Origin of the sequence: Colwellia sp. BRX8-4 (assembly GCF_014077345.1) — a bacterium.
Classification (GTDB): Bacteria; Pseudomonadota; Gammaproteobacteria; order Enterobacterales; family Alteromonadaceae; genus Colwellia_A.
In genome coordinates this window covers 121,246-148,173 of the sequence record NZ_JACGVS010000002.1, presented here as the reverse complement: position 1 = coordinate 148,173, position 26,928 = coordinate 121,246, and the positions used below count along the sequence as shown (strand labels likewise).

Here is a 26,928-nt window from a genome sequence, read left to right as displayed (position 1 = left end):
GCTCTAAAAGTTAACTACGCGCTTCTCTCATTAGCTGTTTCATATCGCGAATAGCCTTGTCTAATCCGTCAATCACCGCTCGAGCAATAATAGCATGACCAATGTTGAGTTCGATTATCTCTTCAATTGCCGCAATAGGTTTAACATTAAAGTAATTTAAGCCGTGCCCAGCATTAACTTTCAAACCATTGGCATGCGCATATTTAATGCCTTCAATTAAACGGATCAATTCAATTTTTTGATCTTGTTCATTTTTTGCATCAGCGTAATGGCCGGTATGAATTTCAATATAAGGAGCTTTACTTGCAATAGCAGCATCAATTTGGCTTTTATCAGCATCAATAAATAAACTTGTTTCTATACCTGCTGCAGTTAGTTGTGAAACTGCACGGCTAATTTTATCAAAATTACCAACAACGTCTAAGCCGCCTTCAGTCGTCAATTCTTCACGTTTTTCAGGGACTAGACAACAAAATACCGGTTTAACCTCACAGGCTATGGCCAACATTTCATCAGTAACCGCCATTTCAAAATTCATTCGGGTATGCAATGTTTGCTTTAGTACATAGATATCACGGTCTTGAATATGACGGCGGTCTTCACGTAAATGGACGGTAATGCCATCGGCTCCAGCGTGCTCTGCTACTGATGCAGCATAGACTGGATCAGGATAATTTGTGCCCCTTGCTTCTCGTAAGGTAGCAATATGGTCAACATTAACGCCTAATAATAGTTCGCTCATTTTTATATCTCTTAAATTTATGAATTTTTTGTAAATAATTTCCGGCTATTTAGTGGTTTACCATCAAGTAAATGATTAATAATTTGCCGCATCAGCACTTTATACGTTTGCATTACGTCTTTAGATGATAAATCTTCTTCGGCTATCGCTTTTAAATGCTCAGCATTATAACCAGTCTGTACCTGCTTGCTTATTATCGGGACAAAACCTTGTTCAGGGAAATAATGATAACGATTATTATTTTCTGAAAATATCGGCGAATAATCAATAGTTAACCCTAATTCTTCTAGTAATCTATTTTCAAAATTTCTCAATATAAATTCAATTGAACGTTGTTCCGATAATTGTTCAATGCTTTGTTGATATTGACAAAAAAGTTCGTCATAAGGGATATGTTCACCCAGTAGACGCACTTGTAACTCATTAAGGTAAAAGCCACTGTAGAGGTAATTACCACTGAGCTGGTAGGATTTTCTTTCGGGTTCGACACGTTGTAAATACTTGAGGCTGCCTTGACCTTTCAAAACAATTTTTAGTGGAGAGAAAGGTTGTAATAAAGCTTTTTTATTAGATTTTAAGGACTTACCTAAATAAGAAATAGCAGACACTTTTCCTTGTTGAGCGGTTAAGAATTCAAGCAATATTTGATTTTCACGATAGGGTCGTGAATGCAATAAAAAAGCACTTTGCTCAAATTCTTCCATTATTTTTAGTCCAGTAGACGGTTCGAAGTCTAACCTGAATATTCATCCCCATAGCCTAAACTACGCAGTGCACGTTCATCATCAGCCCAGCCAGATTTCACTTTCACCCAAGTTTCAAGAAACACTTTCTGTTCAAAAAGCGCTTCCATATCACGACGAGCTTCTTGACCAATTGTTTTAAGTCGCTCTCCACCATTACCTATAACCATACGCTTTTGACTTTTTCGTTCAACTAAAATTAGCGCATTAATATGGATGATACCCTTTTCGTCCATTTTAAATTGTTCAACTTCAACCGTTGTTGAATAAGGCAATTCATCACCGGTGAAACGAATAAGTTTTTCACGAATAATTTCAGAAGCCATAAAACGACTTGAACGGTCAGTAACATAATCATCTGGGAACCAGAAATCACCTTCAGGCAGTGAACTAAGACAAAGTTGACGAATGGTATCAACGTTATCGCCTTTCGCTGCAGAGATAGGTACGATATCACTAAAGTTGTGCTTCTCGCCTAATTTCTGCAAGTGAGGTAATAATGATTCCTTATCTTGGACATTATCGATTTTATTAATCACTAAGATACAACGTGCGCCAGATTTTTTTATCTTGCTAAGCACAAGTTCATCATCAGTTGTCCAATGTGTTCCTTCAACCAAGAAAACCACTAATTCAACTTCTGCTATTGAACTACTTGCAGCACGATTCATTAAGCGATTAATCGCGCGTTTCTCATCAGAATGCAAACCAGGAGTATCAACTAATACCGCTTGTTTATTTTCTTCTGTTAAAATTCCTAAAATACGATGGCGTGTCGTTTGTGGCTTGCGTGAGGTGATACTAATTTTTTGACCTAACAAGCTGTTAAGCAATGTTGATTTACCAACATTAGGACGACCGACAATAGCAATTAAGCCACAATGTTTATTTTCACTTGTCATGATAATATTTCGCTGAGTTATTTTTTATCAAAAATGAGCGCGAGTACTTGTTGCGCTGCGGCTTGTTCGGCTTTACGACGGCTAGTGCCTTTAGTGACCACTTCGGTGTTTATCACCTTGGTTGTACATCGCACAGTAAACTGTTGATTATGAGACTGACCACTGGTGTGAATGACTTCATAAAGTGGTAAAGCAATTTTACGTGCTTGTAAATATTCTTGTAAACGTGTTTTAGGATCTTTTTGTTCGTTACCGGGTTTAATAATGTCTAGTCGTTCAGCAAACCAGCTAAGCACTAATGCTTTAGTCGTGTCGTTATCTGAATCTAAATAAACAGCACCGATAATCGCTTCAACGGCATCTTCTAAAATTGAATCTCGACGATGTCCCCCACTTTTTAATTCACCTGGGCCTAAAATTAAGTAATCGCCTAAATTAAAGCCTCGGCCAATTTCAGCTAAGGTAACACCTCGCACAAGGCTCGAACGCATGCGTGTTAAATCTCCTTCGTCATGAGAAGGAAATTGCTGATAAAGTACTTCAGCAATGACAAAACCAAGAATGGAGTCGCCAAGAAACTCTAAACGTTCGTTATGAGTTCCTTTAGCACTTCGGTGTGTTAATGCTTGAAGCAATAAGTCATTATCATTAAAGGTGTATCCTAACTTTTTACTGAGTCTAGTTAGTGCGACTGCTGAGCTTTTCACGATTAGTTTATTCCACCCAAACGTGAAAACCTGACATTAGTCGGTATCCACTTTGGTAAAAAACTATCTTCGTCACGATCAAAATCAAAACTCATCCAAATTGCTACGGCTTCGCCAACAAGATTTTCTTCGGGTACGAATCCCCAAAAGCGTCCATCAAGACTATTGTCACGGTTATCACCCATCACATAATAATGACCTTCAGGTACAAAGAACTCATCGCGTTGGGTATTTTTCTGTTGATAAAAATGCTGCGTGCGTGGCAGTATTTGATTATCCATTAAAATATCATGTGTCTTGTTTGGCATATCAGCTGTGTAACGACTCAGGCCATATGAACCGTCAGGTGACTCATCTTCTTTTTTAAAGGTGTTGATTACTTGCTCAAAGTCTGGACATTTAACGTCACTTTCTTGACAAGCAGGCTTGATATATATGGATTTGTTACGATAAATAATTCTATCGCCAGGCAAACCAATAACACGCTTAATATAATCAATCTTTGGGTCTTGTGGATATTTAAATACCACCACATCGCCACGTTCTGGTAGCCCGATCTCAATAAATTTATTACGTGCAACTGGATCGCGTAATCCATAAACAAATTTATTGACTAAAATAAAATCTCCATCAAGTAATGTCGGCATCATAGAGCCCGAAGGTATTTGAAACGGTTCCCATAAAAAAGAACGTAAAATCAAAACAAAAGCGATAACCGGAAATATTTGTACCGACGTATCAACAATTGCTGAAGGCTCTGCTAATTTAGCGATAACCTCAGCTGGCAATACTTCTTGACATTGGGCTTGAGCGTCAGCTAATTTTAATTTACGTTGCGGCGCTAAATAAAACTTATCAGCTAACCAAACAATGCCAGTGATACTAGTAATAATAACGAGAAATATTGAAAAATAAACAGCCATAACTTCCCTACTAACTTTCTAATTTAAGTACAGCTAAAAACGCTTCTTGCGGTACTTCAACGTTACCAACTTGCTTCATACGTTTTTTACCATCTTTTTGTTTTTGCAGTAGTTTTTTCTTACGAGAAATATCACCACCATAACATTTTGCCGTAACATTTTTTCGTAGTTGTTTAACGGTAGTACGGGCAATAACGTTATTACCAATCGCCGCTTGAATCGCAATATCAAACATTTGACGATGAATAAGTTCTTTTAATTTATCGACGAGCATACGGCCACGTGCAACCGAGTTACCTCTGTGGGTGATCATTGCTAAAGCATCAACGCGATCGCCATTAATCATCACATCAACGCGCACCATGTCGGCAGCTTCGAAGCGGATAAAGTTATAATCTAGTGAAGCATAACCACGACTCGTTGACTTTAACTTATCAAAAAAGTCCATGACCACTTCAGCCATAGGTAGCTCATATCTTACCGCTACTTGTTTTCCGTGATAAATAATATCTTTTTGCACACCACGTTTTTCAATACATAAAGTAATAACATTACCTAAGTGTTCTTGGGGTACTAAGATATTGGCTTCAACGATAGGTTCACGAATTTCGTCAATACTGTTGATAGCCGGTAAATCGCCAGGGTTATCAATAGATATAACGTCACCGTTGGTACAAGCAATTTCATAGTTAACCGTAGGAGCTGTTGTAATAAGGTCAAGGTCATATTCACGTGCTAAACGCTCTTGAACAATCTCCATATGCAACATACCAAGGAAACCAATACGAAAGCCAAAGCCAAGCGCAGATGAGTTTTCTGGCTCAAAAAACAAAGAAGCATCGTTTAAGCTTAATTTGTTCAACGCATCACGGAAATTTTCGTAGTCATCAGAACTTATTGGGAAAATCCCAGCATAAACTTGCGGTTGAACTTTTTTGAAACCGGCAAGCGCTTTTGCAGCTTCTTTTTTATGAATGGTAATAGTGTCGCCCACTGGCGCGCCATGTATTTCTTTAATACCAGCAATAATAAAACCAACTTCACCGGTTCTTAAAATACCCGTTTCTTTTTGTTTTGGTGTGAATATTCCGACTTTATCAATTTGGTGAACTTGTCCTGTCGACATGACCACCATTTTATCGCCTTTTTTCACTTCGCCATTCATCACACGCACTAATGAAACAACGCCTTGGTAATTATCAAACCAAGAATCAATGATCAAGGCTTGTAAGTTACCCGTAGGATCGCCAGTTGGTGCCGGGATATTGGCAACGATAGTTTCTAAAACATCTTCGATACCTAAGCCAGTTTTTGCAGAACACTGCACTGCGCCTGTCGCATCAATACCAATGATATCTTCAATTTCTTCGCTGACGCGATCTGGATCCGCTTGAGGTAAATCAATTTTATTTAAAATTGGGATAACTTCTAGATCCATTTCAAGGGCGGTATAACAGTTGGCAACGGTTTGTGCTTCAACCCCTTGTCCGGCATCCACAACAAGCAAGGCACCTTCACAAGAAGCAAGTGAACGCGAAACTTCATAAGAAAAATCAACATGACCTGGCGTATCGATAAAGTTAAGCTGATACGTCTCACCATCTTTGGCTAGGTAATCAAGCGTAACACTTTGCGCTTTGATCGTGATGCCGCGCTCGCGCTCAATGTCCATAGAATCTAGGACTTGTGCTTCCATTTCACGTTCTTGTAAGCCACCACAATGTTGGATCAAGCGATCAGAAAGTGTAGATTTACCATGATCGATATGGGCGATAATTGAAAAGTTACGTATATTTTTCATAAATGGAAGTTCAAATAATGCTGTGGTTAATTCAATAGGGTGAGATTTTAGCGAATTTAGCGCGCTGGGGCTATCTTTATGTTGTGTTAACTTGTGTATATAGCCGTTCTACTTCGAGATAGAGGTTTAAGCAAGTCTAAAATAGGTAAATTACTAGGCATTAGTAGCAAATAATAGTTCTTTAATGGCTAATATCTATTACGCAGAAGCGTCTACTTTAAAGACTTGTACTGGACACAGAATCAGTCGCAAAAATTTTAATCAGTAATTTCGACAATATTAATCATCGAGTTATGTATACGGAGAATTTTGGGGATTAACAAATTACAATATTTACCACGTTTTTGTTGGTGTCTCGCGAGCGAAAAACCTATGTATCCGCCCAATACACCTAACGCTATCGCAAATAACTCGTGGCTAAATATGCTATTTTCAACCAACCATTGGCCAAATGCTGACGCGATGACTAGCCCCAACAATGGCCATAGATAAACTTGCCAAGCGGTTAATAGTAAATGCTTATCTGATAAACCCAAGACCACAGTGTCACCAACTTTTACCGCTAATTCAGTTTCTAATTCTAAGCTAAGTTTGGCTTGTGGAAAAGCTTTAGCCACTTGACCACTACCACAGTTATCAACCTGTTTACAGCCACTGCAGCTTGATTTGATTTGGCTTTCCACGGTCACTTTATGCATAGCGGTTAGACCGGCATTTTTATCCGCCGTTAATTCTATGGCAACAACAGTAGCGTTTTCTTCAATCATGGTTTTTGAGGTGGCTTTATCGTGATAGCGTCGGCAATAGCTTTCGCTGTTTTAAACGGTATTTTTCCGACAATGCTCACTTCAATACCATCACTCACTTGGTTTAACACCAAAGTAGCTCCATCCATAACAAAGTCCGCATTGCGTTGTTTTTCTTGACTACCATTAACATAAATTGAAATATCTACTAAGCCATCACTCAACAGCATAAATTCAACTGGTTGTTTTGTTAGTGATATTTTATGTCGATTAGCGTTAATTTGCGTAAAGCCCTCTGGCAACCAGTTAACATCCCATTGCAGTTCTTGCTGTTGGTATTCTTCAGGAATATCAACTAGCACAGGAAGTTCAGTCTCATTTAACTGTAAGACACTTTCTGAAGGTTTTTCTGTAATTTCAAGATGCGTAAACTGAATCTGCTCTAATTGTTGGCCTTGTTTCGTCACAATAGACAACTTTAATAGCATACTTGATTGTTGGTCTAACCAAAGCCAATAGGCATAACGGTGGGTATTTTTTGCTTCTATTCTGATCAATTGTGCAGGTCGGCCTAATACACGACTTCGGCCAACAGAAATAAAATCATAAATATTTTCTAAGCGAGAAATATCTCCCGCTAAAATAGCAGGAATAGGACCACTAATTTGTTGAGAAGTTACTGAATAAGGAGGCAGTTCAGGTTCGATATAGCTAACTACGTTGCCTTTGCGTAAAATATCGCGACGCGGTCCATTGAGTAAAGAAAGTATCTCAAGTTCTTTACCACTTTCATCGACACCATGAAACCAGTGATATGGCTGAGCTTGATTATTTTTTACAACAACAAAAGACGTACTAAAATTAAGTTTATTTAATGCGCTAGATAAACGTTCGAGCCAAACTTTTGCCGACTCACTTTCTTCACCAACCGCGGAAAAGCTGATGCTTAACAGCAGTAAAACATAACTTAAGAATTTCATTAATTACTTTTATTTGCCTTTTTGTTGTCAATGCTAGTTGTTTCACTTTCATTGTCTGTATTTGTGGTATCAACTGTCAGTGAACCTAATTTAATTTGTTGTTGGTGATCAGACAGCAAAGCATGAAAACGACGTTGTTGATCAATAAAAGCTTGCTTTTGTGAAGCTCTGTCTGGTTCTTGAAAGTTCAAGCTTACCGGTTCAGCGAAACCTGCCATAGGAATAGTTTTTACTATTTGGCTAGGTAAAATAGTTTCATTATTTTGTGCAACATTACTTTGTACACCTAAAACCATTAAACCTGCGGCTGAAGCAGCAATCGCTAATTGGCCAAAGGGTTTAGCAAACTCGACCACTTTATTTTTTAACTTAAGCATGAAAACATTAGTCGTTTTCGGTGCCAAAACGGTCGGCTCAGCGGCAATCGCTTTTGCTATTTCAGCAGATAAATCAAGTTGTAAAACATCAGGAGTGTCATTACGTAAAACATCTCCAATTAAATGATAACGATCCCAAGTAGTCGACAAATGTTCATCGTTGATAATATCATCAAACGTTTTATCATTATGTTGAAAATTATCAACACAAGATGACACTGTTTCAAACTTACCTTCACTCATATATACACCTTAAAAATTAACACTTACATTCGTGTGAATTAAATTAATTTTATCTTCTATACCAAAAATCTACTCTTAATAGCTAGCTTTGTAATAATGGCCTAATTTTTTTATCTACCGCGTCTCGAGCTCTAAATATTCTCGAACGGACAGTCCCAACAGGACAATCCATAATATGTGCTATTTCTTCGTAACTTAACCCTTCTAACTCTCGAAGGTTAATTGCCGTTCGCAAATCATTGGGTAGTTGTTCAATGGTATCAAAAATAACTTTTTTGATTTCATTGGTTAATAATAACTTTTCAGGAGAAGCATTTTCTCGCAAAGCTTCACCTGAATCATAAATTTCAGCATCTTCTACTTCTATATCAGAGCCCGGTGGTTTTCGATTACTCGCCACCATATGGTTCTTTGCGCAATTAACGGCTATACGATAAAGCCAAGTATAAAAAGCACTATCCCCTCTAAAATTAGGTAAAGCTCTGTATGCCTTAATAAATGCTTCTTGAACTATATCGGGTACATCACTGTGATTTTTTACATAACGCGACACTAAATTTGCTACTTTATGCTGATACTTTGTCACCAGAAGGTTAAAAGCATTTTTATCTCCGCGTTGTACTCGTTCAACCAATTTTTGGTCAACGTTTATTTCGCTCATCTGAGCCAATACTCCTAATTATTACTTACTTCTAAAATCCGGTTCAACATTTGGCTCATGGTAAACACATCAAGTAGGACTACACTAGTTTGAAAAAGTTCGAAAAAAATTAAAATAAATCATAAAACTATCCAAATTTCGTGTTTATTTCTAAATACAGCCCATTTTATCTGTTACCACAGGTGAATAACCGTTAAGATTCCTGCTATATGTAGAATACATTAAAATCATAACTTTATGAACAAACAACACAACTGTGACGTATTAATTATTGGTAGCGGTGCCGCGGGTTTAACGCTTGCTTTACATTTAGCAAATAATGCCGATATCGTTGTACTCAGCAAATCCTTGGTTAATGAAGGTTCAACCTTTTACGCCCAAGGGGGTGTCGCTGCTGTTTTTGATGAGAATGACAGTGTTGCTGCTCATGTAAATGACACTTTAATTGCTGGTGCAGGCTTGTGTGACCAAGAAATAGTGCAATTTACCGCTGAAAATGCGCGAGCATGTTTGGAATGGCTAATTGGCCAAGGTGTTGACTTTGATCAAGAAGAAGATGAAAAAGGTGAGTTACGTTACCATCTAACCCGTGAAGGGGGTCATAGCCATCGCAGAATTCTTCATTCTGCTGACGCCACAGGTCAAGCCATTCAAACCACGTTAGTCGACCAAGTTAAAAATCATCCCCGTATTCGAATCTTTGAACGCTACAATGCTGTTGATTTAGTCTGTGAACAACCAAACGATACCAATAACCAGCAAAAGCGCTGCATTGGTGCCTACATTTGGAACCGAAATAGCGAATGCGTTGAACGTATATTTGCCCGTAAAACCATTTTAGCGACGGGTGGTGCAAGTAAGGTCTACCAATATACTTCAAATCCTGATGTTGCCAGCGGTGATGGTATAGCAATGGCGTGGCGAGCAGGATGCCGTGTCGCTAATATGGAGTTTAACCAATTTCACCCGACATGTTTATTCCATCCTGATGCAGGAAATTTTTTGTTAACGGAAGCATTACGCGGCGAAGGGGCTATTTTACGTCGCCCTGACGGCAGTCGATTTATGCCAAGCTTCGATGAACGCGCCGAACTTGCACCTCGAGATATTGTTGCCCGCGCTATTGATTTTGAAATGAAACGCCTCGGCGCTGATTGTATGTATTTAGATATCAGCCACAAACCTGCTGATTTTATTAAGCAACACTTCCCTAATATCTATGAAAAAACTCAATCTTTAGGCATCGATATTACCAAACAACCTATGCCCGTTGTACCTGCTGCCCATTACACTTGTGGTGGTGTAATGATTAATAAGCAAGGTAAAACAGATATCGAGAGCTTGTATGCTATTGGCGAAGTCGCTTATACCGGTTTACATGGCGCTAATCGTATGGCGAGTAATTCGTTATTAGAATGCCTAGTGTTTGCTCGCGCGGCGGCATTAGACATAGAACAAAAAATTGACCGTCAACAGAGTATTGTTGCGTTACCCGCTTGGGATGAAAGTCGCGTGACAAATTCTGATGAAGAAGTTGTTATACAACATAACTGGCATGAGCTGCGATTATTTATGTGGGACTATGTCGGTATTGTCAGAACAACAAAACGTTTAGAAAGAGCGCTGCACCGTGTTGAGTTATTGCAAAGAGAAATAGAAGATTACTATCAAAATTTTCGAGTCAGTAATAATTTATTAGAATTAAGAAACTTAGTACAAGTAGCTGAATTAATTATTAGATGTGCGATGGAACGTAAAGAAAGCCGTGGTTTGCACTACACGCTTGATTATCCTGAATTAAGTCAGGTAGCAACCCCAACTATTCTACGTCCTTAATATTAAGTGTTATGCTGAGTTATCAAAGGTTTAATCACCCTAAGTTGGGTTATTTAACTTGACGATAACACGGCATAACCTTGAATAATGTTTAGCAGACAAACTCGTTTTGAAAATAAAGTAGCTGGGTAAATTCAGTTGCGCGAGACAGTTTTTTAAAAAATGATTTTTCAGCCAGATAACTTGTGCTGGTAAATTATCTTCAAAGACCAACCAACACCCCCAAAAACCAATACGACTAGACGCGCTTAACTGTCTTTTACCTTTAGCCGAAAACTGGCATTCACCCATTATATCAAGAGTAAAACTGTTAGGTTCAGTATAGAACATTCGCATAAAATTAAATTTATTATGCGTATGCTCAACAACTATATTAAACTTTAACTCGTTTAAGGATAAGTTGCACCATGGCGTTGAGTTCTTTGTCTTCACAAACTTGATGCCCCATAAACCAAGCAAATAATTCCGGATCTTGCTCTTCCAGTAAACGTTCAAAAACTAGCTTCTCTTTTTCTGAGAGCAAATCATAAGCCTCTTCAACGAAAGGCATAAAAAGTATATCTAATTCGAGCATTCCACGACGGCAAGCCCATCTTAAACGCGGTTTATTATCAGTTAAAGACATGTAACACCCAGTAAAATAAAATTTAGGCTTATTCTAACAAAGTCATTTGCCATTACAATATTGTTTATCAGATCTAGAAAAATAAACTAACGAATATCATATACACCTTGAATTTCACAAGAAAGTCCTCATTATTTAAGCTATCAATAAAACAAAAATGCTAATTTAATTATGACAATCTCTGTTGAAAATACCTTACCTAGTTACGATAACCTTCCTGATGCTTGTATCATTAGTTTAGCTGAATATGGTGCAATTGCTGTACATGGAGCAGAACAAAGTAAATACCTACAAGGACAAGTGACTTGTGATGTAAATACACTGACAGATAATAATTTATTATTGGGTGGTCATTGCGACGCTAAAGGTAAAGTTTTTTCAGTATTTAGATTGATAAATCGTCTAAATATTCATTTACTTTTACAACCTAAAACCAGTATTAGCCAATCATTAGCCGAACTGAAAAAATTTGGCGTATTTGCCAAAGTAACCATTGAACAAGCCACAGATTTAGCTTTTTATGCGGTTGCAGGAAAAAAGGCAACAGAAATACTCCATCAACAGTTTGTTGAATTACCTAATAGTTTAACACCGGTTTTACAAGTCGGTAGTACCACTATTGTCTACCTCGCAGGAAAATTAAAACGTTATCTTATAATTGATGAGGCGAAGACTGCTGAAAAAATTATTAATGACTTTGCCTTAGTCACTTATTCTCAAGCGCTGTGGAATTTAATCGAAATTAATGAAGGTTTTCCTTTACTAGCACCAGAAACAGTTGCTTCTTATGTGCCACAAATGTTGAATTTACAAGCAATTCACGGCATAAGCTTTACTAAAGGCTGTTACTTAGGACAAGAGACTGTTGCTCGAATGCAGTATTTAGGAAAAAACAAACGCGCTTTATTTTCGTTAAAGAGTAAATCAGCAAATAATGAGTTAATAACCTTGCAAGCAGGTGATATTATTGAGCAACAGTTAGGTGCAAACTGGCGTAAAGCTGGTGACATCTTAGCGAGCTACATTAGTGATGATGGCATTTATTATCTACAGGCTGTTTTAGCCAGTGATATCGATAGCACCACAAACTTACGGATTAAAAACCACGAAAACTCAGCATTAAGCTTAGTAGAATTGCCTTATAACTTAGCGGAATAGTCGCGAGTTACATTTATTTAAAATTTAGGACATATCATGAAAATTTCAGAAAACAAAGTTGTCGTTTTACACTATGCCGTATCCGACAGCGAAGATACACTCATCGACAGCTCTTATGATCACAGCCCTTTATCTATCATTCACGGTACAGGTTATCTCATTCCGGGCTTAGAAGATGCTTTAACAGATCATGTTGTTGATGATAAATTCGAAGTCGCAGTTAGCGCTGAAAATGCTTATGGCGATCGCCACGATGAGTTTGTACAAACCGTACCAAAAAGTATGTTCGAAAGTGTTGAAGATCTTGCGGTTGGTTCACAATTACGTGCAACGACTGATGATGGTGAGCAAACAGTTATTGTTATAGATGTCACCGATGATGAAATAACCGTTGACGGAAATCACCCTTTGGCAGGCATTGATTTAAAGTTTGATGTAGAAATTTTAGAAGTCCGTGATGCCACAGAAGATGAATTGAAACATGGACATGTCCATGGTGAAGGGGGTTGTGGCCACAACCACGACTAATCCTCATATATACTGAGTTTGAAAAATAAAAAGCGAAATATAAGTACTTATATTTCGCTTTTTTATTAATTATTTACCGCTAAATATTCATCACACTGATCACTTTTTCACGCACTTCTTGATAGCGAATATTTTCACAACAGCCAAAACCAGATAACTGTTTTATTTTATTACGGCTAAAAAGCGGCACGGTTAATCCAGTTAAAAATCGGCACATCGTTTCTAAAGATAAAACACCTTTGTGCTTGGTCGACATATGTTCAATAAGTGCCGTTAGCATGTCAACTATCGCAGTGTCATCTGGCAGAATACTTTCTTGTGAGTAACTTAGCTTAGCAACGTTTCCACGGCATACTGAACAATGTCCACAATTTTCAGGGGTGTTTTTATCATTAAAGTACAAGGATAAATTTCGACTTAGGCAAGAGGATAATTCAAAGAAGCGCACCAGTGTCGCAATACGTTTTATTTCTTTTTCTTCTTTTTCGACAAAATAATCATGTAGTGACTTAGCAAGTATATTAGCTGACAATAAGGCCTTGTTAACACTAAATACTTCAGTGATTTTTTTTGTTTCCAAGGTGATTAATTGCTTCTCTTGTAGGTATTCCAAAGCCACAATCACTCGGCCACGGTCACAGCCATAATGCTGAAATAGTGCATCAAAGTCTGGCTCTCCCCATACTTTTTTAAAGCCGCTGTATTTAAAAATAGTCGCAAGAAAATCTTTGCGCTCACCTTCAAATAAATTTAACACTTCGTCTTTATTGGTGGTGAATTTATATTTAAAATCGGCAAAATATGAAAATAGTGGTTTAATAACACCTTGCAGCTCTAACTGAACAAGTAAGGTTCTCATGGGTAATTGGCGGATATTACTGGCATTTGACAGCGATAAACCTTGTAATTCCCAGCGATCATTTTGGCATTCTTGTTGAATGTTTTTTATAACACATTCAATACCACTCAGTTCGGGTGTATCACCAAAAACAAAATTTTCAACGGTATTTAGCCCATCTAAATTTGCCAAGGTAATGCAATTTGATGCTAAACCATCACGCCCTGCTCGGCCAATTTCCTGGCTGTAATTTTCAATTGACTTGGGTAAATCATAATGAATAACAAAGCGGATATCTGCTTTATCTATGCCCATGCCAAAAGCAATAGTAGCCACGATGATTTGTACTTTTCCCGACATAAAATCTTCTTGAATTTTCTGTCGTTTTTCACTTATAAATCCGGCGTGATAAGGTTGCGCATTCAAACCTTGTTGCGTCAAAAAGTTTGCCACATATTCAGCACTTTGCTGTAAAGTCACATATACAATGCCACAACCGGTTTGATCAGCGATACTTGTTAGCAATTGTTGATTTTTATCTTTTGTTGAAACCGCTAACACCGACAAATCTAAATTTTGACGATAAAAGCCTGTTTGTACGATGTGCTCTGGTAAGATAGCGAATTTAGTGGCCATATCTTGCTTGACTTTTTTGGTCGCTGTGGCGGTCAACAAAAGCACCAGCGGAATGTTGAGTTCTTGGCGATAGTTAGGGAGTTTTAAATAATCGGGTCGAAAGTTATGCCCCCATTCAGAAATACAATGTGCCTCATCAACAACCAACATAGATACATTCACAGACTCAATAAATTGGCGAAAACGCTCATTTTTAAAACGCTCAACCGACACCATAAGAATTTTTATTTTACCTGAACGCGTATCCGCCATGACTTGCTGATTTTGCTGTGGCGTTAATGTTGAATCGATACTTGCCGCTGCTATATTTTTCGTCGCTAAAAAGGCTAATTGATCTTTCATTAGCGCCAGCAAGGGAGAAACAACAATAGTTAAGTGAGGTAGTTCTATAGCCGCTAATTGATAGCATAATGATTTACCTGAGCCAGTCGGAAATATAGCGAGAGAAGATTGGCTATTGAGGAGCTGTTCAATCGTTTGCTGCTGTCCATCACGAAAGGCATAAAAACCAAAGATTTGCTTGAGTGAGTTAACAAGAGATGACACAAGAAATACCTATTAAATAAATGAATTAAAAAAACGAGTATCAACAGTCAATTGAAAATCACTGTTGATACTCGTTTTATAATAACAGAGTTACTTAAAAGGTTTTAATCACTTTAACTTTATCACTGACATTAGCAGCATCGATATAGCCAATAGCATCAGGGTTATCAGCAACAAAACTTAACACATCGGCATCATTGTCAAATTCTGCTAAAGGTTTCGCCTTACCAGAGAAAATTAGCTTAGCCCAATAAGATTTAACTTGGTAGCTAGTCTTTTGCAACACTTTGCTTTCAAACTCTTCTCGAGCGGGACTTTCATCTTTTAAATTGGCTGCCATGACAGAAGCACCGTTAGTAAATTTCTTATTTTTACCTAAAAAAATCCGAGATATGTCTCTGTCGGTAAGCGCACTAGAATTAGCCGGATTCACAATAACAGCAATATCGGCAGAAGCCGTTAAACTAAAGCCTATTGAAAGTAAGATCGCAGTGACTTTTATATATTTCATCATCAATCCCCTAAAAAACAGTAACAAGTGAAGTGCGGAATAAACCAGCATCATTAGCACCATTAAGGTCATCATTAAAACCGGTATATTCAAACTTTAATGATGCAGAGCTATGAAAATCCCAACGTAAACCAACAGTAACATAGCTTGAATCATTTTTTTGACTAGCTATAACATCTTGTGTTGGTACTTTTAAAGCATCAAGAGGAGTTCCAGACGGTATAACGCTAGTAAAATCGTTCGCCGCAGTGTCTTCATCAACACCGTAAGTAACGTGTACTAAGTAATTATCAAAGCGCTTACCTAGCATCACATAATAAGACTCTTCTTCACCTAATAACGTATTATCTATTTTAAGCGTAGTATATTCGCCGACAACTAAGATGCCTTCATAGTCAATTTGAAAGCCAAGTTCAGTGAACGTTGCTTTGTCTTCAAAAATACTAGTATTGTCTGCAAATGCAGCGTAACCAAAGGCATTCCAATTATTAGCAAGTCCATCTAACCCTGTTGAAGGAATTGATACATCAGCATTAAAATAAGCTGCTCTCAAGGTTAGCCAATCTCTATTAAAGGTTGCAGCGCCACCTAAGATATTATCCATGTTAGGTGATGATTTTTCACCAAAGACTTCGATTTCATCGGAGTTATTACCCGCAATAAAGTGGTAAGTCGTATCAAATTCTCCAAGAGTACTGCTGTATATGCCGCTAAGACCGTCAAAAGTATTAAAAATTAAATCGTAAACACCTTTTGGTGGTGTTATCCACGGGTAGGCATACGAAACATCTAAAAAGTCTGAGTACATAAAGAAAGGTGCTCGTTGACGCCCAGCCAAAACCCTAAATTTATCATTTACGTTATAGCTAACGTAGGCCCACTCAAATTCAGTATCCCAATCATTCTCACCGCGAGAAACAATTTGTGCAGTAATATCAAGGCCTTCACCTATGTTACTTGATGCTTGAATGGCAAGTAATGAACCATTTTTAAAGTCAAAAGTATCATTAAAGCCATACAGTGTTTCATCACTCGATGTAGTGATACCACCTGTTATTGAAGCAAAACCACTTAAATTGATATCTGCTTGAGCCGTATAGGAAATAAAGCTACTAGCAAGCGCTAGTACCGCTATTTTACTTTTCATATTATCCACCTTAGAGTTTATATTTTTACGTGCTTATGTTTTTACGTGCTTATGTTTTATTAAAATTTTTTTATTAAAATCGATTCGTTTACAGGCAAGCTAACCTAATGAAGTGTAGATTAATATATTAAAAATGTTAGAGAACAAGTTTAAAAAATAACTATATTTCGGCCGCTATTACCGATATTTCAATAAGTAATTCATTTCTTGCCATTGAAGCTTTGACACAAGCTCTTGCAGGAGCGAACCCCTGAGGGATCCAATTATCCCAAATTTCATTCATTTTTGAAAAATCATTCATATCTTTTATATAAATAGTTGCCGATAGAATATGTTTATTGTCGCTACCTGCTTGTTCAAGTAATTCATCAACTTTATCTAACATTGAACGTGTTTGTTCTTCAATGCCTTGGCTCGCATCTTTACAAACTTGTCCACATAAATAAATAACACCATTGTGCTTAACGATGCGGCTCATTCGTGTTTTTGTTTCTTGCCTAATAATAGTCATTTTATTTAGTCATGATTAAATATGTTAAAGTATATACTCTACTTACTAGAAAATGTAGCTTTGATACTTGTGCTGTGTAGAAACTTTACGCTAGTAGATAATAAATCACGCTTATTAACGCAATGTTGCAATTAATCATTCACAAATAGCACAATAAAAGATAAAGTATTTAGTAGATGTAATACTACTAATAAGGATAACTGATGGACATTAATCAGTGGGTTGATGAACTATTTGAATTTTTTGATGAAGATAAAGACGGTGCGATTAGTCGAAGTGAATTTGTTGAATTAATTGACTGTCTTTTGCAAGATAAAGGCATCCGTATGTGTGAGAGTATTTTTAATAAATTTGATGTTAATCATAATAATTCAATTTCCAAAGAAGAACTCAAAGCTATGGTGATTGAGTTAGCTTTGTAGCGTTTTTCATTAAAATTTACCCTTCTCCAATTATTCGTTGAGAAAGTAACTTTACTATTTTTCATCTAATCAAGAGCTTAACTAAGCTCTTTTTTTATACCTTAAATTCATTGGTCTGACCTCTTGTTTCAATTGTTTTTTCTGTTATTATTCAATCTCAGCTTACACGTGTACACTGAAATCAAATTTAAAGAAACAATGAAAAATAACAGGATAACAAATGACAAGCCAAGCTAGTTACAGCAAAAATGAAGAAATAGCCAACACCTTGACTCATGCTCTTGGCGCAATATTGTCTGTTATGGCTTGTTACATGCTACTCACTGCAGCTTTTACTGATAACTCATTAGTAAAAATAGTGAGTTATGCCGTGTACGGTGCTAGTTTGGTTTTATTATTCACCGCTTCAACTTTTTACCATGCCTTTCAAGATCCTGACAAAAAAAGGCTTTTTAAATTACTCGACCATTGTGCTATTTACTTGTTAATCGCAGGAACTTACACCCCTTTAATGATGATTGCCTTAAACGACCAACTCGGTACTATTATGCTGACAATTATCTGGAGTATGGCTATATTAGGGGTGTTTTTTAAAATGAAATTTGGTCACCGCTATAAAAAAACCTCGCTGATCACTTACTTAGGTATGGGACTAATATCTATAACCATTATTGAACAGCTAAATGACAAATTATCAAATCAAGCTTTAACACTACTTGCTCTTGGCGGTATTATTTATTGTTTAGGGGTTATTTTTTATGTGCAAAAGCGTATACATTTCAACCATGCTATTTGGCATTTATTTGTTTTAGGTGGCGCGGCATGTCACTTTTTTATGATCTACTTCTACTTATAAGCGCTGATAGGACTGACAAAAGAAATAACCAGAGATATAGTTGCTGGTGAGGATGGTAAATTAATTTATACCTAGATCAGCCGTTAAAACGCTATCGCCTTTGCAGCTTTTAGGCTTGATTCTCGAGTTATCGTCAACTTTCTTAGCAATGGAGAATGCGGCTACTAATTAATAGGTTCATAGCAAAAATAAATTAATTAAGCTTTCAATCCAACTTTCAATTCACAGTCAACGATAAGCGACTATCAACAAACCCTTGTAATGATTCCAGTATCATTGAAAAGTTTTTTGCACCCAGCCCTAAACGAAAATATGGCCCAGTAAGCCCAAATAGGCATGATGGGTAAGCGAATATTCCCGCTTGTTCGGCGAGTTGCTCTGCCCATTCAAGCATGGGTAAATCACTATGGCACTTCACTAATGTTAGTAAGCCTGCCTGAGGAGGGCACCAACTAAAATGCAACTGGTTTTTGTCGATAAACTGCTGAAATAAAGCGATATTATTTTTGATAATAAGATTATTTTTACTGATGATTTCAACATGGTTTTCTAAAGCAAGCTCTGCCAGCTTTTCATCAACGATTGAAGTACAAATTGAGCCTTGAGCTTTTACCGCTAATAATTTTTTTAGCAGTGATTTATCCTTAGACACTGCCCAACCAATACGTAGCCCCGCCAAACCAAAACTTTTCGATAATACCGAGACAACAATCGTGCGATCATAATCTAAATAGCGATGAGCTAATTTAAGATCATTATAGTTACTCGCTTGAGAGACATCATCGGCTAAAAGGTAACAATTGAACTGTTTTGCAATGGCTAATATTTGCTCCGAAAATTGAGTGTCTATTATGCTACCACTGGGATTATGGGGAGAATTCAAGACAATTAGTCGGGTATTTTCGTTTACTAGGTCTAAAAGTGCCGCTTGGTTAATTTGCCAGTTTTGTTGAAAATCAACCGTAAGGCACCTTACTTTAATCCCCATCTGCTCTGCCATCGTCACTAGAGAGGGATAGCAAGGTGTAATAACAACAATTTCAATCGCTGCTTGTTGCTCAACTGTATTACCTTGCGTTCGTTCATTTTCGCTAAGTACTGTTTGGTAAATAGCTGACAACGCCTCTTGAGCGCCGCAAAAAATTAGAACATTGTCAGCAGTTAACTCAACTTGATGATGATTATAGTCTTGATGAAAACCGGCAATAAGTGATCGCAAATAATGGCTGCCACTTATCGACGCATAGGATAACGCTTGGTCACCCAGTAGATTATCAAGACTCGTTTCACCGAGTAGACACAATTGTGCTGCGGACAACGACTGTCCGCAAGAGTTACTCAAATTGTGCTTAATTGTGACCTTTTGATTTTCTGCAAGCTGTTGGCCAAAGGCGATATGTGCCGGTAAAATATTTTTCATCCTTGCTATATTTTCCGCTGCCAAATCGACATTTCGGTGGTGGTTACGGTGAAAGTGCATTGATTTTGCTTAATCACACGCGTTAATGGCTGTGCGTCTAAAAAAGTAAACTCTTCTGCTAGTTTTTCCTGTAAACCATCAAAGCCAATAACATTTTCACCATTGACTTTAAGCCCACCCAACCAGTTTTCTTTTTCAGTGTGTTTCGCTGAGTATTGATGGTCGGTTAATACAAAAAGTAAACCTTGTTTATTAAGTCGCTTAGACAGTGTGGCTAACAACTGTTTAGGTTGATAACTCTTTTCTAGCGCATGCTCAACTAAAATCGCATCATAACCGTTAAAAATGGGTTTTAAATTGCTCGCATCACCCTGACTAAAAACAATATGGTCAGCGTTGTTGTTTAGCGCTAAGGCCTTAAGAGACACCTCGTGAAAACTCTGTATGTCACCAGAAATAACGTTGGTGTAACGGAGTGTTTTCTGTTGTTGAAGTTGCACACCAAATTGAATATAACGCGCAGAAAAATCTACCGCATCAATATGCTGAAAATGCTCTGACAACTCAAAAGCGGTTCGTCCAACACTACAACCTAAGTTCAATAACTTGTCGGTATTAATGCCCAGAGCTCGTACTTTATTAAGCAATAATTGGCTAACTTGTTGTGAATAGTTTTCAACACTTAAATGTTGATCACCATAATGACTTTCGAGTTGCTGACAAACTTCACGATCAGTTTCATATCGATTAACCGGCGTTAATGGTATTTTGCCATCGATATTTTCAACATAACGAAAACCAGCATGCTGAGTAAAGTGACGACGAAAAGCATAACGAGATGACGGAATGGTTTCGTTGCCGGTAGAAATCCATGAACCGCCTTTAATTAAGTTATGTTTACCATCAAAGGTTGGCGTAGAAAAATCATCATAAAGTGGATGAACTTTAAATCCCTCATAACCATCTATTGCTGACTCATTCCATTGCCATACATTGCCAATAACATCATAAAAATCCCCTGTTGAAAATTCATCAATCGGGCATGAAGAAGCGTAACGGGCTAAGTTTATATTACCTAATACTTGTTCTTCATTATCGCTGGCATTATTGATTAGACAATGCCACTGTGCTTCAGTAGGCATAGCAATATTTTTTTGAGTTTGTTCACTTTTCCAATGACAGAAAGCTTTCGCTTCTAAGTAGTTCACTTCTGCAGGCCAATTCAAAGGTAAAGGCATTTCATTAAGTAAGTTACGCTGCACGTATTCATCGTTATTTTTTCGCCAAAAACGCGGCATTTCAGCTTTAGTGAAACTTAGCCACTTTTGCCCTTCTTCGCTCCAATAATGTGGTTTTTTGTAACCACCTGCATCGATAAAAGCTAAAAACTCTTGATTAGAGACTAAATATTTTGACGCTGAAAAGGCACTAACCTCAACAGATAACTCACCATATTCGTTGTCCCAGCCGTAAGTTTCATCGGTTAACTTTTTCCCTAATACAATAGATTGTTCTGTAACAGGTAGTAACTCGTTCGTTGGAGCCGTTGAAAAATTAGCACAACTTGTCCATTGTCCCGCTACTTCAGATGGCTGTGTTAAACAATCTAGCGGTAACATGCGCATAATAACTGATGAAGTCTCAAGATGGATGCGTTCATGCTCACAACCCATCAATATCACCCAAGCTAACGAATCTTGTTTGATAGGTAAGCTAATTTCCATGGTATCAATAAGGTTATTAACCACAGTGAAAACTTGTTGACGGTATTCTCTTACTTCATCAACATTAGGCCAGTCGTAATGTTCACTGTTGAGATCATCCCAGCTCATTTCATCAACACCAACAGCGCAAACAGCTTCTAACTTGGTATTAACACGCTTATTAATGTACTTACCCAAAAGTAATTTATTAATAAAGAAGGTAGCCGTATGGCCAAAATAAAAAATAAGTGGATGGCGTAAAGTCTCAGGCCGTAAATAATAGGCTTCATCTTTGTTGATTAAAGCAAACAACGACTCGTAAGTCGTCCAAGTATTATGGAAGTAGCTTTTTAGCTCGGCGCGTTTATCATCTATAGATAAACCATTAAGCTGCGGGGTAATATTTTGATTATTAATAAGAGTCATATTTTATTTTTAAATTAATTATGATGTATGAGTGAGAATAAGTTTTTGTTGATACGGCGCTAAAATCATTTGCTTTAATTTGTCACCTAACTGCAACTGCCCTGATATTTGCTCACCATTTATAAATTGACCCGATAGCTTATTTAAACTTTCGCTTAACCAGTGATCATTTGCAAATAGTGATATTGCGCCCAATTTTTCTTGCTCTGTATTATCATACAATGAAAAAGGTAAATTTTGATGATGAACTTCTTTACGGAGCAATTTGCGACAGTTATCCACCTTATATACTTCAAGCGCGTCAATTAAGTTCAATAAAGAGTAAATAATATTAAAATAAGCATTGTATTGCATACTTGAAGCACCAATTCTGTGCTCGATACGAGCAGTTTTTTGCCAATTTTGTCGCTTAACTAGTACTTCATTTTTGTGATTATAAAGTACCGGCTCTTCGCCCATCGCTTGATTATGTTTACCCACTTCTTTATACAAGGCAATACTGCCTTGGTGTCCGCCTGAAATATCCACGGGTGAACATAACTCAGCCGCTAAACCGTATTTAGTTTTTAATGCTAGTCGCTCAAAAGCTTCTTCTTCAGGTAAATAAATCAAACAACAATTTAAACTAGTATCAAGAAAGCATTGCTGTAAATATTCACCAAAGCCGCGTTCAATAATAATGTTTTTACCTTCACTATCAAGCGCACTAATATTCATTTGAACAGCATTAGGGATATGCACTGCCCGTGTTTCTGTGGTGAAAATATCACCACTACCACTGGCTAACTTGCCTTTATCACCAGACCAAACAACCGGTTTGATTAATGTTTTACTTATGCCTTGTTCGGCAAAAAAACGAGGTAAAAGGTGTAACGCTTGGCTTAAATTATTAGCCTCTTTTAACGGCGACTGGCCATTAAATAAAGAAACATACTCCCACTGACTATACCAATACTCTGGCACTAATTCTCCGTCAATTCCTGCATGCGTTAACTGACGATTAATTCTTTGATAATCTAGTGAAAATCTTTTTATTTTACTATCGAGCTGATAACAACCTTCTAATTCAAAGTGAATTACAGGAGTAAAGCCAAGCTGTTTTATATAATTCTGTAATAATATAATAGCTTGAACGGCGAACGGTGTTGTATTATTCATATGAGATAATGGCTTTCTATTGATATATAACCACATTATTTTTACCGTTATGCTTTGCCTGGTAAAGGGCAGCATCGGCATGTAGGTATAACATTTCACTCGTTGGGCTAAGTTGAGACAAGGTTGCTATACCGATACTTACGGTTAACTGTAAACTTGGCTCGACTTGGAAAACTTGCTGACTTATTTTTTTTAAAAAACGTTCAGCAATTACTTTACATTGCTTTTCGTCGGTACGAGGTAAAATACATAAGAATTCTTCTCCGCCAACACGGCCAATGACATCTCCATTACGAAAGACATCATGACAAAGATCAGCTATTTTTTTAATAACTTTATCACCAACAGGATGACCAAACTTATCATTGACCATTTTAAAGTCATCAATATCAAATAAAATCACCGAAAGTTCAGTTTTTTCGACTAAGACATCGTTCAGGTAGTTCGATAAGTACTCAAAAATATAGCGGCGGTTATATAAATTTGATAATGGGTCTTTAATTGACAGTGCATACATTTTCTTATTATTTTTATACTGAATGGTTATCACGATAATGACAACCACGCCGGCACATAACATAAAAATCAGTAGATAAAGGTTCTGTAATTTTTGTTGATGATAGGAATCATTTTCTAAAGCGGCGACCTTTTTTCGTTGCAGGGTAAGTGCTTGTTCAACATATTTTCGCTCATTTTCCATCGCAGCGCGCGCTGTAGTTAATCGTGTGCTGGAATTTTTGACCAATAACTCATTGTATTTTTGATAATACTGTCGAGATAATTGAAAAGCTTCACTGTCATTATTTCTTGCGTGAGCAAGCTCTGAGCCGAGCTTTATAACTTCTAATTGCCACTTAGTGCCGACTAATTCAGGTAAAGACATGAATATATTTTCAGCTTTAGTCAACGATGCCTGCGCTTGTTCTAACTCACCCAAGATAATAAAACAGTGAACCTGTTGCTTATATAATTCGGCATTATAATCAATCAAGCCATTTAACGTTAGAGCATGATTAATAACATCGATAGCTTTAACACAATCGCCTTTTTCGGCCAGTGTCATACCTAAACCGTACGCTGAAAAAAAAGAAATTTCAGTGTTAGGGGTATAGGCAATTTTTTCTTGATATAGCTCAAAGTAGCGAATCGCCAAATCATATTTTTGCCAATATCGATAGGTTATAGCAATGCCGTAAATAGCCTCTGAAACATGAGCTGGATAATTTAAACGTTCATAGGTATTTAATGCTTTTTGGTAATATTCTATCGATTTTTCATAATCGTCCATATAGCCATAAATAGCACCGTAGGTTTCATTGATAACAGCAATTAGAAAGTGTTCTTTTAGTGAATAAGCATCTAAGTAAGCTTCTTGCATTTCATTCAATGACAGTTCGAAGAGTTCAGTGATACTTTTTGTAAAAGCAAGCTCTTGTTTAGCAAGGATAAAAAGGTAAGTTAAATTATTTTTTTTTGCTATAGACATAGCCTTTCGAAGAATAAGTACAGAATCTGCATACTGAGCATGGCGACGATAAATTAACCCCTGATAAATATAAAGGTGACTTTGAATTTTTAATGGGGTTTTGTCGTCGATAAGCGCTACGGCTTGTGCGATGGTCTTATTAAAGTCTTCATAAAAATAGAGTAAATTTTCTGCTTGAGCTTTACGTAACAACCACCAAGATTGTTGTAGTTTTGGCATAGTTGAAAAAGATTTTTCTGCGTTTAATAATTGTTGATAAGATTGCAGAGGTTGTTGGCGTATTTCTTCATCCATGTTCAATAAGCGATTTAGCTCATCGGTTTGTTCTACCGCTAATTGGCCACTACTATTTGCCTGTGATTGACTACAGGAAAAAAAAAAGATAATAACAACAACCGAAAAAAACCGATAAAAATCAAATTTCATTACACATCCGTAATTAATGATCTTGTTAATTCATGTAAGTATTTCAACCTTAACATAGACCTTTTTTTAAAACGAGTTAAAGCCATAAAATTGTATCATCAGCGATATATTAACCAATATTAATCCTCGTAAAGCGCTTTAAAAGCCGCCACTTTAAATCCTTGCAGATACTCTTCACCAATCTTTATTACCGGTACGGATCTAAAGTTTGCTCTGCGAAACTCTTTTTGTCCCGCGGCTGTTTTTACATTACATAAACGATAAGCAATGTTGTTTTTATCTAAGTACGCTTTCGCCGTGTCACAATGAGGGCAGTTACTCATACTATATAAGACAATTTTCTTCATGCTAAATTTCCTTGGTTATTTATTCGCTGCATTTCCTTCAACAAGTGAATAAATATTAAATGGGTGTCCATAATACATACTATAATACACAGAATTATTTTACGGCTGTTTGGCTAGTTTACAGGAACTTATCTTGAAAAACGCTGACACTTGCGGAAAATTAAATTAAATTATCTGCTAGGTAATCATCAGTAAACTAAAATAACGCCGCTTAATTGAAAAGACACACAGCTACTTTAAGATATCTTGTAACCATTAATCCAAATAACTATCACTTAGTGTTAGAAGCGGATAAATATTTCGGTTATTATTAAAATAACAGACAAAATGTTAACAAATAAAAAGAGTCATCATCATGCAAGATAACCCAGTAAATATCACTTCCACTATAGTAAAAACTTTTGTTTGGAGTAGAAACATTCGTTTATTTCATTGGTTGAATGTCTTGTCAGTACTTTTGCTTATTGTTATTGGTAGCGTTATTTATTTTGGTAAAGATCTAGGTATCTCAACAGAAGGTAAAATACTGCTTAAAACAATACATGTATGTGTGGGCTATGTTTTTGCTGCAAATTTAATTTTTAGAATTATTCTTGGTTTTATTGGTAAAGGATATGAACGTTGGGGACAAACACTGCCTTTTAATAAAGTCTTTAAACAAGAACTAGCCGATTTCAAAAAAGATAAAAATAAGACATTTAAAGGTCATAGTCCACTGGGGAAACTTATGGTTGGCGCTTTAATGTTAAGTCTTTCTATTCAGATGATTTCAGGTTTAGTGATCGCGGGTACTGACATTTATTATCCTCCTTTTGGGCAATACTTTGCTAGCAGCATAGCTCAAGATAAAAGCCAAGTAGCCTTAATTAAGCCCTACAGTAAAGAAAATGTTGATGCAGATGCTTATAAAGAAATGCGTAATGTAAGAAAGCCTTTTATAACTGCTCACGTTTATAGCTTTTACTTTTTGTTGCTGTTGATCCCACTACATATTTTAGCCGTATTTTTTGCTGAACGACGTGAAAAACATTCTATTGTTTCTTCAATGATCCACGGCTTTAAATATTTACCTAAAGACAAGTAAAACTACTTTTATCCTACCGCTGTGATAATGACCTACTCACCACATAGTGAATGAGTGGGCCGCTTCCTAACTAAACCTAGTTACGGATGAAACAATTTGACTATAACCGAGAATGAGTACTGTATAAAAAACCAGTTATTGTGCTAAGCTTATTCTAATGGTCTGTATTGAACCCTTGGAAATTCTATTGAAACTATATATTGCCGAAAAGCCAAGTTTAGGACGTGCCATTGCGGCAGCTTTACCCAACCCCCATAAAAGTCAACAAGGCTATATAGCGCTCGGCAATGATGTAACAATCAATCACCATAAGTTTGACACTATATTTTTATTATATAATTCAATAAACAAGGTCATATTATCACGATATAAGCTTGACGCAGTTACCAAGCTAAAAACGTTGAAAAAAAGCCTCACTATTATTGACAAATACATACAA

Annotated in this window: 27 protein-coding genes and 1 pseudogene; 7 read left to right on the top strand and 21 right to left on the bottom strand. The window is 36.9% G+C overall.

What is annotated here, in order from left to right; all coding sequences use genetic code 11:
* Positions 1-10: 10 nt before the first annotated feature.
* The 10 genes from pdxJ to rpoE form a co-directional block, all read right to left on the bottom strand.
* Positions 11-742 (bottom strand): pyridoxine 5'-phosphate synthase, encoded by a 732-nt coding sequence (gene pdxJ / locus H4J56_RS02490; protein ID WP_182213381.1) that lies wholly within the window; start codon positions 740-742, stop codon positions 11-13.
* A gap of 17 nt (positions 743-759) precedes the next feature.
* Positions 760-1,446, bottom strand: coding sequence for a DNA repair protein RecO (gene recO, locus H4J56_RS02485; RefSeq protein ID WP_182213379.1), 687 nt, complete (start codon positions 1,444-1,446; stop codon positions 760-762).
* Positions 1,447-1,475: 29 nt separating this feature from the next.
* On the bottom strand, positions 1,476-2,387 hold the full coding sequence (era, locus tag H4J56_RS02480; RefSeq protein ID WP_070374735.1) for a GTPase Era: 912 nt from the start codon (positions 2,385-2,387) through the stop codon (positions 1,476-1,478).
* A gap of 17 nt (positions 2,388-2,404) precedes the next feature.
* On the bottom strand, positions 2,405-3,094 hold the full coding sequence (rnc, locus tag H4J56_RS02475; protein ID WP_182213377.1) for a ribonuclease III: 690 nt from the start codon (positions 3,092-3,094) through the stop codon (positions 2,405-2,407).
* A 2-nt stretch (positions 3,095-3,096) separates the two neighbouring features.
* Positions 3,097-4,017 carry a signal peptidase I gene (gene lepB, locus H4J56_RS02470; protein WP_182213375.1) on the bottom strand — a complete coding sequence of 307 codons (921 nt, stop codon included), beginning with the start codon at positions 4,015-4,017 and terminating at the stop codon, positions 3,097-3,099.
* A gap of 10 nt (positions 4,018-4,027) precedes the next feature.
* Positions 4,028-5,818 carry a translation elongation factor 4 gene (lepA, locus tag H4J56_RS02465; RefSeq protein WP_182213373.1) on the bottom strand — a complete coding sequence of 597 codons (1,791 nt, stop codon included), beginning with the start codon at positions 5,816-5,818 and terminating at the stop codon, positions 4,028-4,030.
* Positions 5,819-6,075: 257 nt separating this feature from the next.
* A complete protein-coding gene (locus tag H4J56_RS02460) occupies positions 6,076-6,585 on the bottom strand; it encodes a SoxR reducing system RseC family protein (protein ID WP_182258813.1) in 510 nt (169 codons plus the stop codon).
* Positions 6,582-7,544: a MucB/RseB C-terminal domain-containing protein gene (locus H4J56_RS02455; protein ID WP_182213370.1), complete on the bottom strand. Its 963-nt coding sequence runs from the start codon at positions 7,542-7,544 to the stop codon at positions 6,582-6,584. The genes H4J56_RS02460 and H4J56_RS02455 overlap by 4 nt, the downstream gene beginning before the upstream one ends.
* A complete protein-coding gene (locus H4J56_RS02450; protein ID WP_182213368.1) occupies positions 7,544-8,164 on the bottom strand; it encodes a sigma-E factor negative regulatory protein in 621 nt (206 codons plus the stop codon). Before H4J56_RS02450 ends, H4J56_RS02455 begins: the two co-directional genes overlap by 1 nt.
* Before the next feature lie 82 nt (positions 8,165-8,246).
* Complete coding sequence (gene rpoE / locus H4J56_RS02445) at positions 8,247-8,825, bottom strand: RNA polymerase sigma factor RpoE (RefSeq protein WP_146797811.1); 579 nt, start codon at positions 8,823-8,825, stop codon at positions 8,247-8,249.
* Between the two features lie 237 nt (positions 8,826-9,062).
* On the opposite strand from rpoE, the gene nadB reads away from it, so the two are divergent.
* Complete coding sequence (gene nadB, locus H4J56_RS02440) at positions 9,063-10,661, top strand: L-aspartate oxidase (protein ID WP_182213364.1); 1,599 nt, start codon at positions 9,063-9,065, stop codon at positions 10,659-10,661.
* 39 nt (positions 10,662-10,700) lie between these two features.
* On the opposite strand, the gene H4J56_RS02435 is transcribed toward nadB, so the two are convergent.
* Positions 10,701-10,991, bottom strand: a complete 291-nt coding sequence (locus H4J56_RS02435) for a hypothetical protein (protein ID WP_182258812.1) — start codon at positions 10,989-10,991, stop codon at positions 10,701-10,703.
* A gap of 43 nt (positions 10,992-11,034) precedes the next feature.
* Positions 11,035-11,286 (bottom strand): succinate dehydrogenase assembly factor 2, encoded by a 252-nt coding sequence (locus tag H4J56_RS02430; protein WP_070374745.1) that lies wholly within the window; start codon positions 11,284-11,286, stop codon positions 11,035-11,037.
* A 171-nt stretch (positions 11,287-11,457) separates the two neighbouring features.
* Here H4J56_RS02430 and ygfZ point away from each other — a divergent pair, with 171 nt between their 5' ends.
* Both ygfZ and H4J56_RS02420 read left to right on the top strand, forming a co-directional pair.
* The gene (ygfZ, locus tag H4J56_RS02425) at positions 11,458-12,444 is read left to right on the top strand and encodes a tRNA-modifying protein YgfZ (protein ID WP_182250719.1); all 987 of its coding nucleotides are present in this window, start codon (positions 11,458-11,460) and stop codon (positions 12,442-12,444) included.
* 36 nt (positions 12,445-12,480) lie between these two features.
* Complete coding sequence (locus H4J56_RS02420; RefSeq protein WP_070374747.1) at positions 12,481-12,972, top strand: peptidylprolyl isomerase; 492 nt, start codon at positions 12,481-12,483, stop codon at positions 12,970-12,972.
* A gap of 79 nt (positions 12,973-13,051) precedes the next feature.
* Here H4J56_RS02420 and H4J56_RS02415 read toward each other — a convergent pair whose 3' ends face one another.
* The 4 genes from H4J56_RS02415 to H4J56_RS02400 form a co-directional block, all read right to left on the bottom strand.
* Entirely contained in the window at positions 13,052-14,992 is a 1,941-nt protein-coding gene (locus H4J56_RS02415; protein ID WP_182258811.1) for an ATP-dependent DNA helicase RecQ, read from the bottom strand.
* 94 nt (positions 14,993-15,086) lie between these two features.
* Positions 15,087-15,503, bottom strand: a complete 417-nt coding sequence (locus H4J56_RS02410; RefSeq protein WP_259367996.1) for a phosphate ABC transporter substrate-binding protein — start codon at positions 15,501-15,503, stop codon at positions 15,087-15,089.
* 10 nt (positions 15,504-15,513) lie between these two features.
* Positions 15,514-16,650 carry a hypothetical protein gene (locus H4J56_RS02405; RefSeq protein ID WP_182258810.1) on the bottom strand — a complete coding sequence of 379 codons (1,137 nt, stop codon included), beginning with the start codon at positions 16,648-16,650 and terminating at the stop codon, positions 15,514-15,516.
* Positions 16,651-16,810: 160 nt separating this feature from the next.
* Positions 16,811-17,161, bottom strand: coding sequence for a RidA family protein (locus H4J56_RS02400; protein ID WP_182213355.1), 351 nt, complete (start codon positions 17,159-17,161; stop codon positions 16,811-16,813).
* A 203-nt stretch (positions 17,162-17,364) separates the two neighbouring features.
* On the opposite strand from H4J56_RS02400, the gene H4J56_RS02395 reads away from it, so the two are divergent.
* On the top strand, positions 17,365-17,583 hold the full coding sequence (locus tag H4J56_RS02395; protein WP_070374752.1) for an EF-hand domain-containing protein: 219 nt from the start codon (positions 17,365-17,367) through the stop codon (positions 17,581-17,583).
* A 220-nt stretch (positions 17,584-17,803) separates the two neighbouring features.
* Positions 17,804-18,439: a hemolysin III family protein gene (locus H4J56_RS02390; protein ID WP_182244229.1), complete on the top strand. Its 636-nt coding sequence runs from the start codon at positions 17,804-17,806 to the stop codon at positions 18,437-18,439.
* Between the two features lie 217 nt (positions 18,440-18,656).
* Here H4J56_RS02390 and H4J56_RS02385 read toward each other — a convergent pair whose 3' ends face one another.
* From H4J56_RS02385 to H4J56_RS02365, 5 genes are all read right to left on the bottom strand, one after another.
* Complete coding sequence (locus H4J56_RS02385; RefSeq protein ID WP_182258809.1) at positions 18,657-19,859, bottom strand: pyridoxal phosphate-dependent aminotransferase; 1,203 nt, start codon at positions 19,857-19,859, stop codon at positions 18,657-18,659.
* 5 nt (positions 19,860-19,864) lie between these two features.
* Entirely contained in the window at positions 19,865-21,988 is a 2,124-nt protein-coding gene (ovoA, locus tag H4J56_RS02380) for a 5-histidylcysteine sulfoxide synthase (RefSeq protein WP_182258808.1), read from the bottom strand.
* 18 nt (positions 21,989-22,006) lie between these two features.
* Positions 22,007-23,146: a hypothetical protein gene (locus H4J56_RS02375; RefSeq protein WP_182258807.1), complete on the bottom strand. Its 1,140-nt coding sequence runs from the start codon at positions 23,144-23,146 to the stop codon at positions 22,007-22,009.
* Positions 23,147-23,162: 16 nt separating this feature from the next.
* Entirely contained in the window at positions 23,163-25,058 is a 1,896-nt protein-coding gene (locus H4J56_RS02370) for a tetratricopeptide repeat-containing diguanylate cyclase (protein WP_182213346.1), read from the bottom strand.
* Positions 25,059-25,177: 119 nt separating this feature from the next.
* Positions 25,178-25,405 (bottom strand): glutaredoxin family protein, encoded by a 228-nt coding sequence (locus H4J56_RS02365; RefSeq protein ID WP_070374757.1) that lies wholly within the window; start codon positions 25,403-25,405, stop codon positions 25,178-25,180.
* A gap of 355 nt (positions 25,406-25,760) precedes the next feature.
* Between H4J56_RS02365 and H4J56_RS02360 the strand changes: the two genes are divergently transcribed.
* Together H4J56_RS02360 and H4J56_RS19975 are read left to right on the top strand one after the other, a co-directional pair.
* Positions 25,761-26,489, top strand: a complete 729-nt coding sequence (locus tag H4J56_RS02360; protein ID WP_182258806.1) for a cytochrome b/b6 domain-containing protein — start codon at positions 25,761-25,763, stop codon at positions 26,487-26,489.
* A gap of 187 nt (positions 26,490-26,676) precedes the next feature.
* Positions 26,677-26,778, top strand: a pseudogene (locus tag H4J56_RS19975) (DNA topoisomerase III); the annotation flags it as partial.
* Positions 26,779-26,928: the final 150 nt, after the last annotated feature.

Coding starts and splice junctions, on each gene's coding strand:
- H4J56_RS02395 (WP_070374752.1), top strand. CDS start 17,365: ATGGACATTAATCAGTGGGTTGATGAACTATTTGAATTTTTTGATGAA.
- lepB (WP_182213375.1), bottom strand. CDS start 4,017: ATGGCTGTTTATTTTTCAATATTTCTCGTTATTATTACTAGTATCACT.
- lepA (WP_182213373.1), bottom strand. CDS start 5,818: ATGAAAAATATACGTAACTTTTCAATTATCGCCCATATCGATCATGGT.
- H4J56_RS02370 (WP_182213346.1), bottom strand. CDS start 25,058: ATGAAATTTGATTTTTATCGGTTTTTTTCGGTTGTTGTTATTATCTTT.
- ovoA (WP_182258808.1), bottom strand. CDS start 21,988: ATGACTCTTATTAATAATCAAAATATTACCCCGCAGCTTAATGGTTTA.
- H4J56_RS02460 (WP_182258813.1), bottom strand. CDS start 6,585: ATGATTGAAGAAAACGCTACTGTTGTTGCCATAGAATTAACGGCGGAT.
- H4J56_RS02420 (WP_070374747.1), top strand. CDS start 12,481: ATGAAAATTTCAGAAAACAAAGTTGTCGTTTTACACTATGCCGTATCC.
- H4J56_RS02455 (WP_182213370.1), bottom strand. CDS start 7,544: ATGAAATTCTTAAGTTATGTTTTACTGCTGTTAAGCATCAGCTTTTCC.
- rpoE (WP_146797811.1), bottom strand. CDS start 8,825: ATGAGCGAAATAAACGTTGACCAAAAATTGGTTGAACGAGTACAACGC.
- H4J56_RS02360 (WP_182258806.1), top strand. CDS start 25,761: ATGCAAGATAACCCAGTAAATATCACTTCCACTATAGTAAAAACTTTT.
- pdxJ (WP_182213381.1), bottom strand. CDS start 742: ATGAGCGAACTATTATTAGGCGTTAATGTTGACCATATTGCTACCTTA.
- H4J56_RS02430 (WP_070374745.1), bottom strand. CDS start 11,286: ATGTCTTTAACTGATAATAAACCGCGTTTAAGATGGGCTTGCCGTCGT.
- H4J56_RS02375 (WP_182258807.1), bottom strand. CDS start 23,146: ATGAATAATACAACACCGTTCGCCGTTCAAGCTATTATATTATTACAG.
- H4J56_RS02410 (WP_259367996.1), bottom strand. CDS start 15,503: ATGAAATATATAAAAGTCACTGCGATCTTACTTTCAATAGGCTTTAGT.
- recO (WP_182213379.1), bottom strand. CDS start 1,446: ATGGAAGAATTTGAGCAAAGTGCTTTTTTATTGCATTCACGACCCTAT.
- ygfZ (WP_182250719.1), top strand. CDS start 11,458: ATGACAATCTCTGTTGAAAATACCTTACCTAGTTACGATAACCTTCCT.
- H4J56_RS02405 (WP_182258810.1), bottom strand. CDS start 16,650: ATGAAAAGTAAAATAGCGGTACTAGCGCTTGCTAGTAGCTTTATTTCC.
- H4J56_RS02365 (WP_070374757.1), bottom strand. CDS start 25,405: ATGAAGAAAATTGTCTTATATAGTATGAGTAACTGCCCTCATTGTGAC.
- nadB (WP_182213364.1), top strand. CDS start 9,063: ATGAACAAACAACACAACTGTGACGTATTAATTATTGGTAGCGGTGCC.
- H4J56_RS02435 (WP_182258812.1), bottom strand. CDS start 10,991: ATGTTCTATACTGAACCTAACAGTTTTACTCTTGATATAATGGGTGAA.
- H4J56_RS02390 (WP_182244229.1), top strand. CDS start 17,804: ATGACAAGCCAAGCTAGTTACAGCAAAAATGAAGAAATAGCCAACACC.
- era (WP_070374735.1), bottom strand. CDS start 2,387: ATGACAAGTGAAAATAAACATTGTGGCTTAATTGCTATTGTCGGTCGT.
- H4J56_RS02400 (WP_182213355.1), bottom strand. CDS start 17,161: ATGACTATTATTAGGCAAGAAACAAAAACACGAATGAGCCGCATCGTT.
- H4J56_RS02385 (WP_182258809.1), bottom strand. CDS start 19,859: ATGAAAAATATTTTACCGGCACATATCGCCTTTGGCCAACAGCTTGCA.
- H4J56_RS02450 (WP_182213368.1), bottom strand. CDS start 8,164: ATGAGTGAAGGTAAGTTTGAAACAGTGTCATCTTGTGTTGATAATTTT.